Source organism: TM7 phylum sp. oral taxon 349, from assembly GCA_018127705.1.
Taxonomy (GTDB): domain Bacteria; phylum Patescibacteriota; class Saccharimonadia; order Saccharimonadales; family Saccharimonadaceae; genus Saccharimonas.
Genome location: CP072328.1, coordinates 793,960 through 808,365, shown reverse-complemented (window position 1 = coordinate 808,365; position 14,406 = coordinate 793,960). Strand labels below are relative to the sequence as shown.

Below are 14,406 nucleotides of genomic sequence, written 5' to 3'. Positions count from 1 at the left end.
CATAATACTTGTGCTTACGCTAAACCTGGTATATTATAAAAAGCAGATATGGAAGCAGCGAAAAAAAAGATTTTATTGGTTGAAGACGATGCGTCGCTTGCTGCGGTATATCGCGCCCGGCTTGAACTTGAGGGATTTGATATCAAAGAAGTGCATAATGGCGAGGATGCGCTGTCGGCGGCAGTATCGTACCGTCCGGATCTGATATTGCTTGACGTGATGATGCCGAAGATTAGCGGGTTTGACGTACTTGATATCCTTCGCAATACGCCAGATACGACAAATGTCCGTGTTATCATGCTGACAGCGTTAAGCCAGCCAAAAGACAAAGAGCGGGCAGAGAAGCTTGGTGCGGATGACTATCTTGTAAAATCGCAGGTTGTAATTAGCGATGTCGTGGAGCGGATACGGCATCATCTAAATCTTGAATAGGTCACTAGTAAGCGCACGGCGCGTTGCTGGCTGAGTCCGGGGGAGCTCGGTTGATGTTGACATTATCCTTATGATTTGTTATAATATATAAAGACACATGAACAGACAAACATCTGAACGACCCCGTACTGAAGAAAACTCGCTACAGGGTATTTCATTTACTTCATATGAACAAGACGATACTCTACGGAGAGTTGTTGTTACACGTTCGAAGCGCGACGAGAATTATGGAGTCTGGTTGGTATGACACAGGATATGGGTATCGCGACACAAACGGCAAGAAAGAGAAAGTCATTCGCTGCCAGAAATTTGTACGCAATGAGAATGGTGAAGTATACACCCTAACGAAGCTCTTTACAGAGGAAAGCCTAAACGAAATACAAGAAGAGTATAGCAAAAGGAAGCGAGAAGAGCAGGAGAAGCAACAGAGACCAGGACTGCCGCAGGAGGTAGGAAGGATAGCGTGTAGCGAGAGCGGAGTCGCTGCTGAACCGGAGCCGCCCGTGGAAGATCATAGCAATGAAGCCGTCGTCTCCGACAATAATGAAAAGGGGGACGTACATAGCGGCACTGGTACTGCGAGAGAAGACGATGCTGCTGCTATAGAGTCGTTTCGAGAGAATATCGGCAAAGAAATAGAAGCGATAGACAATAGTTTAGATATGATTACGGAATCGACGAACAGCAGCATGGCTATCATGCGAAGAATCCAAGAAATGATTCAATCTTTTGCGCGTTACAGCGCGATAAGAGGAGTGCCGTCGTCGCTCCAATTAGAGAAGCAACATTTAGAAGAGCTACGTTTTCGTGCCCAGCAGCTTAGTGCAGATGAAGGTGGTCGTACGGCGGGCGAGAATTAGATGCTAGTGGGGAGTCATTAGAGAATGAAGCCAGACGGACTGGCTCTCGTGATAAAGACGTAAGATCTTCGCTCCTTTTGCTAAGGGATAAGGTCGGCGATCTTAGTATGAATGCGAGAAGAAATGATGGGGCTATTCAAGATTTGTGTCATGGTCTGAATACCTTATGCTATAGCATAGACTATAATGATGTGTATCGGTATTTATCAGCCTTGAAAGCAGTGGAGGAACAGCTTAACACGGCTTATCGGACAGGCGCATCTATTGATGATCGTGTTGGCGAAGTTCGGAGCTATGCACACCAGATTGCAGAGCGTTTTTCCGTTGCAGAGCCTAGCGAGTGACACGGTATCCGATAAAGAAGTAATAAAATAGATATACTGCACAGAATAGGGCAATGACAACTAACAATAGGTTCTCGTTTTAGAGAACCTATTGTTATCATTCTTATTTTTGTGTAGATTATCTGCGCTTAAGACTTACTCTACGACAACTTGCGTGCGCTTGTGCGTACGACCGGTAAATGATCGCTTCTTGACCTTGGCAAAGCTGACAGTACCGCTCTTAGCAGCATGAATAGTGAAGTTGCGGCTCATATACGTGCCTTTGCCAGCAATTTTTGTTGCGCCGGTTTGGCGAACAAGTACTGCGCCTGCATGGACTCTCTGCCCACCGAATCGCTTGACGCCTAGGCGTGCGCCCGCGTTGTTGTGGTTATTCTTGCTTGAGCCTCCCGCTTTAACGTGTGACATACGACTCCTTTACGTACTAATAAAATATAAAACAATCCGCTCTATTGTACACCGCTTATTAGCTGCCGTCAATAGGGGCGTAAAGGCTCACTACCTTCGCAACATCCTCTGCCTAAAAAAGCAGACTATCCTACACTAGATTAGTACCACCTAATCAGAAAGGAGTAGTCTGCTATGGCTTATTCTAACAATCCTTACGCTCCAAAGGCTAGACGAGCGGCAGTAGATCTGGTCATACGCCAAGGCATGAGTGTCGCTGAAGCTGCCCGCCGGAGCGGCGTACACCGGACGACGCTGTATCGATGGATAGAAAAAGCTAAGACCCTAGACTTAGCATGGAATGCTCATATACCGACCTTGTCTTCAGCGCCGCGGCATCATCCTCATACATTGCCAGACGAGATAGTTGCGGCTATTGTAACAGAAAGACAGCGGAGCGGCCGCGGTGCGTATTTTATTCATCTTGAGCTGCAAGAGCGCGGCGTAGCGGTATCACTCAGTAGCGTTAAGCGTACCTTGCGGCGCCAAGGTCTCACAAAAACCTATAAGCAAGTGGAAACGGCATCGGCCTTATATACCGCGCCCGCTAGCTAATAAACCAGGAGACTTAGTGCAGGCGGATACTATTCATTTCGTGCAAAGAGATGGCGGGCGCTTTTATGTCTATACACTCATAGATCTCTTTTCGCGTGCTGCCTATGCTGAGTATTCTCCCAAATGCAATCAGCGGGCGAGCTTTCATTTTGTTATGCGCGGACAAGATTATCTCGGTATCTCGCTGGCGATGCTACAAACCGACAACGGGCCAGAGTTTGGTAAATGGTTTCACGATCAACTGAATTCTAAAGGGATTGCCTTGCGCCATTCCAGAGTGCGCAAGAGTAATGACAATGCCCATATTGAGAGATTCAATCGTACTATCCAAGAGGAATGCTTATCTCCAAACATACGTGCATCAATTGTGCCGGAAAGGATTTATTGGTATCTCGCATACTACAACCAGTTCAGGCGGCACTCAAGCATTAATGGAAATTATCCGCTTGATCTATTGGATTGGCATAGCTGCTAATAAATGTGTCGCAAAGGTAGTGAGCCTGGTACGTAGGGGAAGCTGCTGTTGGCGAGATTAAAGAAGCGACTGTTATCGCATCAGTAATTACATACTTTCTGTGTCTGGGCTTTTCGTAAGAATAAGGATTTCGCGGGCGACAACTTGGTTCTCGCGGTAATACAAGAGTTGCTTGGGGCGAATGTGGCGTAAGAGAACGCGTTGATACCCGAGATCTGCGAGATGCTTGATAAGCGGCAGATGAGTGAAATGGCCATCACGATTGCGCCAGGCGGGCACGGCGAGGACGAGCGGCGTCGCATTGCTGAGCTGTGAATGAATATTACGTAAAAATGCGGTGATGATATGATTGCAGTTTCCGGCGACTTCGCGCAGTTTTTCGGGGCGAGGCGGCGCAGAGAACGGCTGCCCTAGGTAGGTCTCGCAGACGACAGCGTTGATAGCGCGTGACGATTTCCACTGAAAAGTGGTAGCGTCTGCTTGCTGCAGGGCGATAACTTCGCCTGTTGTTCGGAATTTTTGGCGTAGCCATGATAGATTCTCGGTCGTGTAATCAATCATTTTTTGGCTTAGATCGGTGCCGATAACAGAATAGCCGTCAAGGAGCGCCTCTTGCAATACAGTTCCCGTACCGCAGAAGGGGTCGAGAATGCAGAGCCTAGATGTGCTTTCTGCTGCTGAATTATCGAATTTTCCAGGTAGCCCTGTGAAATTTACCATCATCCGCGCTAGCTTTGGCGGCAGCATACCGACAAATGCATCGGTACGCGGTCGTGCTTGGTCGCGGGCGGCGAGGGCGGAAATATTCTGTGCGCCGATGCTCTCCGCAATGACGACGCGTCCAGATGCGTTGCGTACGATGAGCAGCTCAACTTTATGCGGCGACAGACCGAGCTTGTTATGATGCGATGCGGCGGTGTTAAGGGCTGGCGCAGTATTTGGTATGAGCCGCAGGCTAACGCCGCATTGCTGCAGCTGTTTTTTTAATAAAAGTCCGGTTTTCTGTACGTCGCGCGATGAAATACGAAAACCGTACGCGCTTATGCCAAGTGTTATTTTGTGCGGCACGCCGTGCCATTGCTTAGCATAGCGGTCTACAACTGCACGGCTTATCGTTTGCCAATTGCCATTCGTTTGTAAGATAACGCGTCCGGCCTTTAGGCTGCCGCCCAAACGATTAAAATCAAACATATCCGATTCAACGAGTATTGTATGATCGGAAAACCAGCGCGTACAATCGCTGCCATATAAGCGCTCTAGTTCAGCAGCGCCGAGTGCCGGCTGGCGACCTAATATCGCGATAAACATAGTGCTATTATACACTGTGCGTAAGAGTAGCTCGTGGTATAATGATGAGCGATGGCATCAAAAAAAACTGCAGGGGGTATACGATCGCCGCGCACTATCTTGAGCGTTGTGACAATACTGGTTCTGGGCGCAATTGTCTACATGTCGCGCCACGAGTTGCAAAAAGCTTGGGAGCTATTCGGGCAGGCAGACGTGCTGCTGCTATTATTGCTTGTGCCGTTTCAAATCGTGGTGTATTTTTCGGGCGGCGAGATGATCTTTTCGTACTTGCGCGATAAGCGCGATATCCATCACGTATCGCGGTTTGAGCAAACACGGATTTCGCTTGAGCTTAATCTTGTCAATCACATTTTTCCGTCAGGCGGCGTGAGCGGTATCTCGTACGCGACATGGCGCATGCACAAATTAGGCGTTAGTACGTCTCGTTCGACATTCGCGCAGGTCGTACGCTATGTAACAGGATTTTTAGCGTTAGTTTGCTTGCTTGTTTTATCGGTGGTGTTCTTGGCGTTTGATGGCCATGTAAACCGTTATATTGTGGCGTCAAGTTTCGTGCTCGTGCTGGTTGTCGTGGCTTTAACATTTGGAATTGTATATGTTTTTTCGTCGAAGCCTCGTATGCGGGCAACAGCGGCGAATATAACACGCTGCGTAAATCGTACCGTGCGGCTCGCGACGCTTGGCAGAAAGCGGCGGTTGTTAAAGTTTGAGAATGTTGAGCAGTTCTTCGCTGAAATGCAAAGTGATTTTCAGGATATGTGGAATCGCCCGCGGTTACTCGCAAAGCCGTTTTTGTGGGGCATTGTCTACACTCTCTTTGATGCAGGCATGTTCTTCCTGGCGTTTCTCGCGCTGGGTACGCCGATCAATCCGGCGATCTTGATGGTTGGATACGGCGTAGCATCGCTTGCGAGCGTCGTTGCGTTTACGCCGGGCGGTGCGGGTGCGTATGAACTGATTATGATTTTTTTCTTAAGTATGGCGGGCGTGCGTTCAGATGCAGCAATTGCAGGTATCGTACTGACGCGCGTTATTTTGCTAGCGGGAACGATTCTGTTTGGGTATATATTCTACCAGCATGCGCTTATCAAATACGGGAAACCACATGACGCCGCGGTTCAGCGTTAGTGATTTTTTAGCGGTTGTCAACCAGTCGCTTGAGGCGGCATTTAGCGCTGTTGAAATAGAAGGTGAAGTTGCGAGCTTCAAGGTAAATCAAAACAAGTGGGTATTTTTTGACCTGAAGGATGAACGTGGCAGCGTGAGCTGCTTTATGTCAGTGTATGGCTTACGTACGCCGATAGCAGACGGTATGAAGTTGATTGTGCGTGCTCTGCCGAAAGTGACAGCATGGGGGAAATTTAGCGTGACAGTGCAGTCGTATCGCCCGAGCGGCGAGGGCAGCTTGCGCAAAGGATTTGAACTGCTGCGCGCGAAGCTTGATAAAGAAGGACTGTTTGCGCCGGAACGTAAGCGCGTATTGCCGGCGATCCCAGTACATATTGGCGTTATCTCAAGTACGCAGGCGGCGGGGTATACAGACTTTATTACAATTTTAAACAAGCGCTGGGGCGGTATGCGGGTTGATGTCGCACACGTGCAGGTGCAGGGCGAAGCGGCAGCCGACCAAATTATCGCAGCAATCCGTTATTTTAACGAGTCGGAGCATCCGCCCGAAGTGCTTGCGATTTTGCGCGGCGGCGGAAGCGCCGACGACCTAGGCGTGTTTAACGACGAATTGCTCGTACGTGCAATTGCATCAAGCCGAATCCCGACACTGGTTGGCGTAGGGCACGAGGTTGACGTAACGCTCGCTGATCTAGCGGCTGATGTGCGCGCTGCTACGCCGAGCAATGCGGCACAAATTATCGTGCCTGACAAGCGCGAGTATATCGCAGCGGCACACCATCAAGTATCAAGGATTATAGCGCAGTTTGACAGCAACATTGATGTAACACGGCAGGAAACGAGACGTTTGCTGGCGCGCAGTCTTGAGGCGGCTGAACGGAGAATCGACATGTCGTTAAATCAGACTGAACAACAGTGTCGCATGCTTGCTGCCTACGATCCGCGAGCGGTGTTAGCGCGCGGCTATGCGATTGTACGCGGTGTAGCATGTGTTGGCAGCGAAATTACGATTCAGCAGAGTAAACAAACGATAACAGCGGAGGTGACGCATGTCGCAGCAAACGAATAAATCGGTATCAGAAAAAATGGCGCAGCTTGGCAAACTTGTTGCATGGTTTGAAAGCGATGAGTTCACGCTTGAAGACGCGATTGAGAAATTCCGCGAAGCAGAAGAACTGGCAAAATCAATTGAAAATGACCTGAAAAATATCAAAAATGATATAAACGTTATAAAAAAACGATTCGACGAGGTATAGGCGCGCCATGTCGTGGCTGTTCTTTATAGTACTTGCTCTTATTGTGCTCGCTGGGTTTAGCGCGTTTACGGGAGCACCATACGTGCCATCTCATCGGCGTGATGTTGCGCGGGCGTTTCGCGAGCTGTACCCGTTAGGCGCAAATGATGTTTTGGTTGATATTGGTTCGGGAGATGGCGTTGTGTTGCGCCAGGCGAGTCAACGCGGCGCGCGGGCGGTTGGTTACGAAATTCATCCGCTGCTCGTTTTACTGTCGCGGTGGTTGTCGCGCGGCGATGCCCGCGTGACGGTGCGCTTTACAAATTTCTGGCGCGTTGATTTGCCGAATGACACGACTGCCGTATATGCGTTTGGCGATAACCGCGATATGTCGCGCATGGTACGGTATGTTGAAGCGCAGGCAGCGAAGATTGGCCGTCCGCTGTACCTTATTAGCTATGGGTTTCAAGCGAACGGCTACAAGGCGGTAAAATCAATTGGCGCGCATCATCTATATATCATTAACCCTTTGCATAAATAGCTGCGACCACGTATAATCATAACCATGAAGACACGGCGAAACAGTGAAAAAGGAGCTATCAAGGGTAGTATTGTTGCTATCGTGGTGCTAGTGATTTTAGTGATCGGGTTTGGCGCGTTTAGCGTGTGGGCGTATTTGCAGTATATGGATCAGAAAAAAGATGTTGATGGCAAGATTGATGTCGCAACCGCTGAAGCGGTCAAGAAGAATAGCGAGGAAATGCAGGCGAAGTTTGAGGCGGCGGAGAAAGAGCCGAAGCGCCAGTTTGCCGGACCGTCTGACTATGGCAGCTTAACGTTTGATTATCCAAAAACTTGGAGCGCATACCAAGCAACCGACATCAGCAAGGGCGGCGGCGTGACGTATGAGGCGTATCTGAATCCAGTACTTGTACCGCCGATCACGCAGACGTCGAAATTTGCGCTGCGTATTACGATTGAGCAAAAGACATACGACCAATCGGTGGCGCAATACGATCCATATGTTAAGCGCGGCGATTTGAAATCAAGCGCATATAGCGACGGTAAGCGTACAGGCGTGAAGCTCGTTGGTAACTTTACAAAAGATATTTATGGTACGGCAATTCTGCTGAAAATGCGCGACCGCACCTTGACGATTCGCACCGACGGCGATGTATTTACCGAAGATTACGAAGCACTTCTTAAGACAGTGAAGTTCAACGAATAAACAAATGCGCTTACGCTAGAGCTGATGCTTGCCTGCGTGCTACACTGGAAGTACGATGCAGGAGGGTAGAACGCGAGAGCCGTTTCGGCTGCCTCTAGTGGCAGCAGCAGCGCATGAGTTAAAAGCGCCGTTGGCACTTGTGCGGCAGCTGTCGTTAGCGCTTGAGACGGGCGGTTATACTGATACGGAGCGGGCGGTTTTGCAGCGGCGCATTACGTTGACAACTGAGCGCGCCTTGCGGCTAACAACAGACTTAACGCGTGCTGAACGGCTTGACGACGGACTGTTTAAAGTCGAGCCGCTTAATCCGATTGTGCTATGCGAAGAGGTGGCGGATGAATTATCGCCGCTCTATACAGCGCACAACCGAACGATCGGCGTAAAATCACACAGAAGGCAGTTGTTGGGACTTGCAAACCGCGAGCTGTTGCGGCGTATTCTGCTTAATTTTACCGATAACGCGCTTCATTATAGTTTGCGTGATGCGCCGGTGTATATTTCGGCGCAGCAGCGCCAGCGCGGTGCTGTGATCCGGCTCGGCGTGCGCGACTATGGACCGGCAGTACCGGCGAACGTATGGCAGCGACTGATGCAGAATTTAGGCCAACCGCAGCCGCTGCACAACCGTCCGGCAAGCAGCGGACTTGGTATAGTAGTGGCGCATGAATTTGCGGCAGCGATGGGGGCGTCAATTGGCGCGGTGCGCCATCGCGATGGCGCAACATTTTACGTTGATATCATGACATCAACACAGCTGAGGTTGCTATGAAACGCGTACTAATTGTTGATGATGATCGGTGGTTTGCCGAGCTATTAGCAAAACAGCTGCGGGGCATAAACGTTGATGTGCAAATTGTGGCGCATGCGCTTGAGGCAATGGTAGTGATAGACGAGCATCCGCCTGCTGCTATTATCCTTGATATTTTCATGCCCGGTCCGAATGGGTTTGTGCTGCTGCAAGAATTGCAGTCGCATAGCGATTTGGCGCAAATTCCAGTAATTATTTGTACAGCAAGCACAAGCGAACTGCGGATGGAGGACGCGGCGGCATACGGAGTGCGCCAGATTCTTGATAAATCGACAATGATGCCGCAGTCGGCTGTTGCGGCAGTGCGAAAGGTATTAGTATGAGCGCAGAGCGAACGCAGGCGATTGTGTTGCGGCGTACAAACTTCGGTGAAGCGGATCGGATCTTGACGCTGTTGACGCCGCTTGGGCAGCGAGGCGCGATGGCGCGCGGTGTTCGGCGCGAGAAAAGTAAGTTGGCGGGCGGCATTGAACTATTTGGCGTGAGCGATGTTGTACTGCAGCAGGGGAAGGGCGATCTCGCAACATTAACATCAGCACGCCTTATTCATTTTTATCGGAATATCCTGGCGGATTATGATCGGCTGCAATTTGGCTATGAGGTAGTTAAATATGTCGAGCGGGCGAGTCGCGATGTTGACGAGCCGGAGTGGTTTGATGTTGTACAATCGGTCTTTGCAGGGCTTGATGCGCTGTCGGTGCAGCTGCAGCTGACGCAAGTATGGTTCTATATCCATTATGCGAGCTTGACGGGGTACGATTTAAGTTTTTCGCGCGACATAACTGGCGTGCCGCTCAATCCAGAGCGCACCTATATGTATGATATTAGCGAACGCGGGCTGCGTCCGAGCGTGCAGGGTGATATCTCGGCTGATCATATTAAATTTTTACGCTTAGTGGCAAACAAGCCGCTATCGGCTGTGGCGCAAATTGGCGGTGTGGAACGAATTTTACCAGACTGCTGGCTGCTAGCGCGGCAGCACGCCGGCGTGTAGCTGCTCGCTGAGTCATGGTATAATTAGCGGTAGTTATGGGAAAGCAAATTAAGAACGAGAAGATGGAAAATTTAGTGAGCTTATGCAAACGTCGCGGTTTTATTTACCAAGGTTCGGATGTCTATGGCGGTTTGAGCGGCACATGGGATTACGGTCCACTTGGCGTAGCGCTGAAGCGGAATATTATGCAGTTGTGGTGGCGGCACTTTGTTGACGAGCGCGACGACATGTACGGTGTGGATGCGGCGATTTTGATGAATCAGAAGGTGTGGCAGGCGAGCGGGCATGTTGATACGTTTGTTGATCCGCTGTGCGAGGATACGGTTAATCACCGGCGCTATCGGACGGATCATATTTTGAAGGATAACGGCGTTGATCCGGACGGCATGACGATGCAACAGATGGATGCGGCGATTCGCGAAAAGGGAATTACAAGCCCGGATGGTAATCCACTGAGTAACTCACGAACGTTTAATATGATGTTTGAAACGTTCATTGGTCCTGCGAGAATGATGGGACGAGATGGGATGTTAGAGAAGGCGCAAGAGGCGCATGAATATGGTGATAAGCTTAGCACGAACCTAAATGACGAGAATGCTATGCAGAATGCTCTAAATGCTATTCGCATGGGTAGTGCTTTTCAGGATGCAATAATCGAAAATCTCAAAGGCGAAAAAGAATCGCTTGTATATATTCGTCCTGAAACCGCTCAAGGCATCTTCACCAATTTCAAAAATGTCGTTGACGCTTTTTATCCTAATTTGCCGTTTGGTATCGCTCAGCAGGGCAAGGCATTTCGTAATGAAATTGCACCGCGCGACTTTATCTTCCGCAGCCGTGAGTTTGAGCAGATGGAAATTGAATACTTTGTTGATCCAGAGCACTGGCAGGAAGCTTTTGATGAGCTGCTGGCGGCGACGCATGAATTTCTCGGTAAGCTTGGTTTGAGCCGCGAGCATATCCACGAGCTAGATGTGCCGGCTGAAGACCGAGCGCACTACAGCAAGAAGACCATTGATATCGAGTACGATTTCCCGATCGGTCGCGAGGAGCTGATGGGTATCGCTTATCGCACAGATTTTGACCTTGGTAACATTCAGCGTGTCAGCGGTAAAAGTATGGAGTATACAGTGAAGGGCACGAACACGAAATTTGTGCCGCACGTCATTGAGCCGAGCTTTGGCGTGGAGCGAGCACTGATGGCGGTGCTGAGTGAAGCGTATCGCGAGGATGAAATCAATGGCGACAAACGCGTCTACCTGGCGCTACCTGAGCACCTAGCGCCAGTGCGATTCTGTGTTTCTCCGTTACTCAAAAACAAGCCTGAGTTAGTCGAAAAAGCCCGCGCTGTTTATCGCCAGCTGAAGGCGGCATACGGTCGTGTTATGTGGGATGATAACGGCAATATCGGCAAGCGCTATCGCCGCCAAGACGAAATCGGTACGCCGCACTGCGTAGTTATAGACTTTCAAACACTAGAAGATGGCACTGTGACGGTACGCGAGCGAGACACGACTGAGCAGCGACGAGTGAAGATTGAGGAACTGTAAAGTGGCGTGTATTTCACGGAATAGTTACATAGATTACTGATGTAATATTATAATATTATAATATTATAATAATTTTGCTATAATACTTTCATGACAATTACAACAATTCAAAAAATCATTAAAATTGGTACGAGCCGTGGTGTTACATTGCCGGCGAAGCAGTTAAAGGCGCTAAAGTTGAGCGATGGCGACGAGGTGAAAATTACTATTACGCCAGCACGTAAGTGTAAAAAGTTAACTGATGAATACGCTGACTTCAAAGCGGTATATGGTGAAACACTTAAAAACCTGGTTAACCGTTGATGGCGAACTATTTTAACCTTGAAGAAATTTTGAAGTTGCATCTTTGGATTATCAATGATTATGGCGGTTCGCATGGCGTGCGTGACGAGAACGCTCTCAGGTCGCTTGTTAAATCGCCACAAGGTACGTTATTCGGCGTGAAGCAATATGCTACTGTATACGAAGAAGCTGCTGTATATATGAGAAATTGTATCGCCGATCATATATTTGTTGATGGTAATAAGCGTACGGGCGTGACGCTTGGAGTGATATTCTTAGCGCGCAGCAGTTGCAAGTTAGTAGCTTCGCCTCATGAACTTGAAGACTTTGCTGTCCGCATCGCTGCGGATCATCTGAGTATAGCGGAGATTGCTGATTGGTTGCGTATGCATGTGAACGAAAGATAACTGCAATAAAAAATCTTGCTATACATTTCGTTTTGTGATAAAACTGAAATAATCGCATCAATTGATGCGATATCGCTCCTTTAGGGAATGAGGTGAATGTGTATGGCTCGGGACACCGAGCTTGACCGCCTGAAGGCAGCTCAAGATCTCGCGTTCCAGCGCAAGCAGCGTGCATACGAAACTATGCAGTCGGCGTGGCAGCGCAGGTCTTCGGCACGCGACGAGATGAATCGCGCGTTTGAGGCGAAGCAGCGCGCTCACGAAGTGCAAGAGGCTTCGTGGCAGGATTATCAGCGGGTTAAGCGGGCAAATGGCCCGCGAATTGACCAGCTGAATAGCCAGCAGGAAGCTGCCTACCAAAACATGCGCCGCGCGTTTGACAACGCGTCTATGGCGTATGATCGCCGTGATGGCGCTGCTGCGCGCAGTCATGCAGACGACGGGCACGCCTTTAAGGCGGAGGCTCAGCGCTACGTTGAAGAGCGGCGCCGTCTGGTTGCTGAGATTCGTGCCGCGCGTGATCGCCACGCGGGTCCGAAAGCAGACTTTCAGCGAGCGAAAGCCGATTTTACTGCTGCGAAGCAGCGGTTTGATCAGGCAAAAGCCGAGCATGAGTGCGCAAAGGATGAGTTCCAGCGCGCTAAGCGCGAGTTTGACGTAGCGCGTCAGGCATTCAAGGCGCGTCTTGAGAAGGTTCGCGCCGAGCGCAACCGCCGCCGCGAAGACAAGCGTGCTATCGCCGAGAGGGCTGGTGTGCCATCTCAGTATCTCGACGACTTGTGGGTCTCCAGGGATTCAAATGGCAACACCAACATCTACTTCGGTGGAGTTGGTAAGCCAAATGGACCTGGGCATGGTCACTACGTTGTCGATCGAAATGGTCGAGTGACGTACCGTCGCAACCCGAACGATCCGCACGGCTCGCATAACTTTGTGGACAATCGGTCTGATGGAAAGATGAAGTCTGAGCAGACTGAGGAAGAGTACATTGACTCTCAGCGGGCCGAAGGGCACTCTGGTGGATGGGGTCTCGTTCATTACGGATTCATAGATGACCTTCCTGTCACCTTTGCTATGGGGTGGGGTACAAAAGAGGGTCATACTCTGCTTGCGGACGGTCATGTGGACAAAACGAGTTTCCGCAAGAGCGAGAACCACGATCACTATGGCTCTGGAAAGGGTGCACACGGCAACGTTAAGTACAGGGGTCGGTATACTGGTCCTGGAGCCTAGGATAGGAGCGTGATAGAATGACCTGAGTCAAGTCTGAAAACTGACTCACACCTACGATATGAATGAATGTGTAATAAATCAGCTCAAAAAGTACGCGTGCCAAAAGGTAGCGGACTTAGCGCAGCATAATAACGATTTACGACCGATTAGCTATTTATTACAGAATGATTTTGCCGACATACCCTCAGACACGCGCCTGCTTACTGATGACGAGGCATATTCTTTGACGATTATTCCCACTAATACGAAAGCGCTTCCTCCTCGTGTGTTTGATGTAAAAACGCGTAGCGCATGCCTTGATTTAGCAGAAATAATTTGGCGTATTGCTGCCGAAACTAGGAATTGCCACGACATGGTACATGTCGCTAAAGCGGTTTACCCGTTACTCTCACAGGATTCTGCAACGTTCAACGGCGGATTTGATTTAGTAGAATGCATGGATTGGTATTTTGACGACGATGTGCCAACAGCAGAAAAGCGTCAATATGCCAAAGAGCTTACCGATGAACTCCGAACAGTTGTTGAAAAGACTAATGCTCGTTTTATGGATTTTTTAGCGAAGGTTACGCGTACAGTTGCAAAAGCCGTAAGTACGTCTATAGAGGAGCTCTGCGAGCGTGGCGACTACACTCAGACATATGGCATGCCAACGAAGACCGGCGAACTGATAGCGAGTGAGCTGATCAGTCTCATCGCACCACATACCGATGCCGAGCTCAAGGCAACCGGTGACGAATGGCTCTTTGAGGATATCCTTGAGGTAGCTGGTCGTCTTGACATTAGTGTCGAACGAACGGAAGACTGGCGCTTATTGCGCTCATACCTGCCGCGTTTGCGGGCGTTGCAATACAGGCATAATAGAGGGAAGTGAGCTTTGTCTCACAATTAACTAAGATTGGCGTGAATCCTTTCACTTTGGTATACTCTTGATAAATTACGAGCGTTTATTGAAATTTCTTGCATGATATAATCAAGCTATGGATGAGGCGCGAAGGGCTCTCAGAAAAAACCTTTTAGGAAATTATGAAGCTTGAAAGTAGTAAGCCGCTGGCGGGCGATCTAGAAATATCAAATGCTGGCGGCGGGGGTGAGAAAATGTGGCAGGAAATGAAAGATCTAA

At 49.5% G+C, this 14,406-nt stretch carries 19 protein-coding genes and 1 pseudogene; 18 read left to right on the top strand and 2 right to left on the bottom strand.

Translation table 11 applies throughout. The features are described 5' to 3' along the window. The first annotated feature begins 48 nt into the window (after positions 1 to 48). The 3 genes from J5A52_04125 (at position 49) to J5A52_04115 (ending at position 1,636) form a co-directional block, all read left to right on the top strand. A complete protein-coding gene (locus J5A52_04125) occupies positions 49 to 432 on the top strand; it encodes a response regulator (protein ID QUB37305.1) in 384 nt (127 codons plus the stop codon). A 197-nt stretch (positions 433 to 629) separates the two neighbouring features. Next, complete coding sequence (locus J5A52_04120; protein QUB37304.1) at positions 630 to 1,292, top strand: hypothetical protein; 663 nt, start codon at positions 630 to 632, stop codon at positions 1,290 to 1,292. A 107-nt stretch (positions 1,293 to 1,399) separates the two neighbouring features. Continuing rightward, positions 1,400 to 1,636, top strand: a complete 237-nt coding sequence (locus J5A52_04115) for a hypothetical protein (GenBank protein QUB37303.1) — start codon at positions 1,400 to 1,402, stop codon at positions 1,634 to 1,636. Positions 1,637 to 1,771: 135 nt separating this feature from the next. Here J5A52_04115 and J5A52_04110 read toward each other — a convergent pair whose 3' ends face one another. Then, a complete protein-coding gene (locus J5A52_04110) occupies positions 1,772 to 2,044 on the bottom strand; it encodes a 50S ribosomal protein L27 (GenBank protein ID QUB37302.1) in 273 nt (90 codons plus the stop codon). A gap of 174 nt (positions 2,045 to 2,218) precedes the next feature. Here J5A52_04110 and J5A52_04105 point away from each other — a divergent pair, with 174 nt between their 5' ends. Both J5A52_04105 and J5A52_04100 read left to right on the top strand, forming a co-directional pair. After that, the gene (locus tag J5A52_04105; GenBank protein ID QUB37301.1) at positions 2,219 to 2,638 is read left to right on the top strand and encodes a helix-turn-helix domain-containing protein; all 420 of its coding nucleotides are present in this window, start codon (positions 2,219 to 2,221) and stop codon (positions 2,636 to 2,638) included. A 16-nt stretch (positions 2,639 to 2,654) separates the two neighbouring features. Next, positions 2,655 to 3,113: a transposase gene (locus J5A52_04100; protein QUB37300.1), complete on the top strand. Its 459-nt coding sequence runs from the start codon at positions 2,655 to 2,657 to the stop codon at positions 3,111 to 3,113. Between the two features lie 87 nt (positions 3,114 to 3,200). Here the strand turns inward: J5A52_04100 and J5A52_04095 are convergent, their stop codons facing one another. After that, positions 3,201 to 4,421: a methyltransferase domain-containing protein gene (locus tag J5A52_04095; GenBank protein ID QUB37299.1), complete on the bottom strand. Its 1,221-nt coding sequence runs from the start codon at positions 4,419 to 4,421 to the stop codon at positions 3,201 to 3,203. A 51-nt stretch (positions 4,422 to 4,472) separates the two neighbouring features. Between J5A52_04095 and J5A52_04090 the strand changes: the two genes are divergently transcribed. From J5A52_04090 to J5A52_04030, 13 genes and pseudogenes are all read left to right on the top strand, one after another. Continuing rightward, positions 4,473 to 5,549 carry a flippase-like domain-containing protein gene (locus J5A52_04090; protein ID QUB37298.1) on the top strand — a complete coding sequence of 359 codons (1,077 nt, stop codon included), beginning with the start codon at positions 4,473 to 4,475 and terminating at the stop codon, positions 5,547 to 5,549. Continuing rightward, positions 5,527 to 6,618 (top strand): exodeoxyribonuclease VII large subunit, encoded by a 1,092-nt coding sequence (xseA, locus tag J5A52_04085; protein QUB37297.1) that lies wholly within the window; start codon positions 5,527 to 5,529, stop codon positions 6,616 to 6,618. The genes J5A52_04090 and xseA overlap by 23 nt, the downstream gene beginning before the upstream one ends. Next, a complete protein-coding gene (xseB, locus tag J5A52_04080) occupies positions 6,599 to 6,805 on the top strand; it encodes an exodeoxyribonuclease VII small subunit (GenBank protein ID QUB37296.1) in 207 nt (68 codons plus the stop codon). The genes xseA and xseB overlap by 20 nt, the downstream gene beginning before the upstream one ends. 7 nt (positions 6,806 to 6,812) lie before the next feature. After that, positions 6,813 to 7,325, top strand: a complete 513-nt coding sequence (locus J5A52_04075; GenBank protein QUB37295.1) for a hypothetical protein — start codon at positions 6,813 to 6,815, stop codon at positions 7,323 to 7,325. Between the two features lie 24 nt (positions 7,326 to 7,349). Beyond that, on the top strand, positions 7,350 to 8,012 hold the full coding sequence (locus tag J5A52_04070) for a hypothetical protein (GenBank protein ID QUB37294.1): 663 nt from the start codon (positions 7,350 to 7,352) through the stop codon (positions 8,010 to 8,012). Between the two features lie 55 nt (positions 8,013 to 8,067). Beyond that, positions 8,068 to 8,781: a HAMP domain-containing histidine kinase gene (locus tag J5A52_04065; GenBank protein ID QUB37293.1), complete on the top strand. Its 714-nt coding sequence runs from the start codon at positions 8,068 to 8,070 to the stop codon at positions 8,779 to 8,781. Then, positions 8,778 to 9,143, top strand: a complete 366-nt coding sequence (locus tag J5A52_04060) for a response regulator (GenBank protein ID QUB37292.1) — start codon at positions 8,778 to 8,780, stop codon at positions 9,141 to 9,143. Before J5A52_04065 ends, J5A52_04060 begins: the two co-directional genes overlap by 4 nt. Then, the gene (recO, locus tag J5A52_04055; protein ID QUB37291.1) at positions 9,140 to 9,814 is read left to right on the top strand and encodes a DNA repair protein RecO; all 675 of its coding nucleotides are present in this window, start codon (positions 9,140 to 9,142) and stop codon (positions 9,812 to 9,814) included. The genes J5A52_04060 and recO overlap by 4 nt, the downstream gene beginning before the upstream one ends. A gap of 680 nt (positions 9,815 to 10,494) precedes the next feature. Next, positions 10,495 to 11,364, top strand: a pseudogene (locus J5A52_04050) (glycine--tRNA ligase). Between the two features lie 90 nt (positions 11,365 to 11,454). Next, positions 11,455 to 11,667, top strand: coding sequence for a hypothetical protein (locus J5A52_04045; GenBank protein ID QUB37290.1), 213 nt, complete (start codon positions 11,455 to 11,457; stop codon positions 11,665 to 11,667). Next, positions 11,667 to 12,053 carry a type II toxin-antitoxin system death-on-curing family toxin gene (locus J5A52_04040; GenBank protein ID QUB37289.1) on the top strand — a complete coding sequence of 129 codons (387 nt, stop codon included), beginning with the start codon at positions 11,667 to 11,669 and terminating at the stop codon, positions 12,051 to 12,053. The genes J5A52_04045 and J5A52_04040 overlap by 1 nt, the downstream gene beginning before the upstream one ends. A 102-nt stretch (positions 12,054 to 12,155) precedes the next feature. After that, entirely contained in the window at positions 12,156 to 13,286 is a 1,131-nt protein-coding gene (locus J5A52_04035; GenBank protein QUB37288.1) for a hypothetical protein, read from the top strand. A 58-nt stretch (positions 13,287 to 13,344) separates the two neighbouring features. Next, positions 13,345 to 14,157, top strand: coding sequence for a hypothetical protein (locus tag J5A52_04030; GenBank protein ID QUB37287.1), 813 nt, complete (start codon positions 13,345 to 13,347; stop codon positions 14,155 to 14,157). Positions 14,158 to 14,406: the final 249 nt, after the last annotated feature.

Bases quoted from the DNA above. Each gene is read 5' to 3' on its own strand.
- J5A52_04125 (QUB37305.1), top strand. From the start codon at position 49: ATGGAAGCAGCGAAAAAAAAGATTTTATTGGTTGAAGACGATGCGTCG.
- J5A52_04115 (QUB37303.1), top strand. From the start codon at position 1,400: ATGAATGCGAGAAGAAATGATGGGGCTATTCAAGATTTGTGTCATGGT.
- J5A52_04110 (QUB37302.1), bottom strand. From the start codon at position 2,044: ATGTCACACGTTAAAGCGGGAGGCTCAAGCAAGAATAACCACAACAAC.
- J5A52_04105 (QUB37301.1), top strand. From the start codon at position 2,219: ATGGCTTATTCTAACAATCCTTACGCTCCAAAGGCTAGACGAGCGGCA.
- J5A52_04095 (QUB37299.1), bottom strand. From the start codon at position 4,421: ATGTTTATCGCGATATTAGGTCGCCAGCCGGCACTCGGCGCTGCTGAA.
- J5A52_04090 (QUB37298.1), top strand. From the start codon at position 4,473: ATGGCATCAAAAAAAACTGCAGGGGGTATACGATCGCCGCGCACTATC.
- xseA (QUB37297.1), top strand. From the start codon at position 5,527: ATGACGCCGCGGTTCAGCGTTAGTGATTTTTTAGCGGTTGTCAACCAG.
- xseB (QUB37296.1), top strand. From the start codon at position 6,599: ATGTCGCAGCAAACGAATAAATCGGTATCAGAAAAAATGGCGCAGCTT.
- J5A52_04075 (QUB37295.1), top strand. From the start codon at position 6,813: ATGTCGTGGCTGTTCTTTATAGTACTTGCTCTTATTGTGCTCGCTGGG.
- J5A52_04070 (QUB37294.1), top strand. From the start codon at position 7,350: ATGAAGACACGGCGAAACAGTGAAAAAGGAGCTATCAAGGGTAGTATT.
- J5A52_04065 (QUB37293.1), top strand. From the start codon at position 8,068: ATGCAGGAGGGTAGAACGCGAGAGCCGTTTCGGCTGCCTCTAGTGGCA.
- J5A52_04060 (QUB37292.1), top strand. From the start codon at position 8,778: ATGAAACGCGTACTAATTGTTGATGATGATCGGTGGTTTGCCGAGCTA.
- recO (QUB37291.1), top strand. From the start codon at position 9,140: ATGAGCGCAGAGCGAACGCAGGCGATTGTGTTGCGGCGTACAAACTTC.
- J5A52_04045 (QUB37290.1), top strand. From the start codon at position 11,455: ATGACAATTACAACAATTCAAAAAATCATTAAAATTGGTACGAGCCGT.
- J5A52_04040 (QUB37289.1), top strand. From the start codon at position 11,667: ATGGCGAACTATTTTAACCTTGAAGAAATTTTGAAGTTGCATCTTTGG.
- J5A52_04035 (QUB37288.1), top strand. From the start codon at position 12,156: ATGGCTCGGGACACCGAGCTTGACCGCCTGAAGGCAGCTCAAGATCTC.
- J5A52_04030 (QUB37287.1), top strand. From the start codon at position 13,345: ATGAATGAATGTGTAATAAATCAGCTCAAAAAGTACGCGTGCCAAAAG.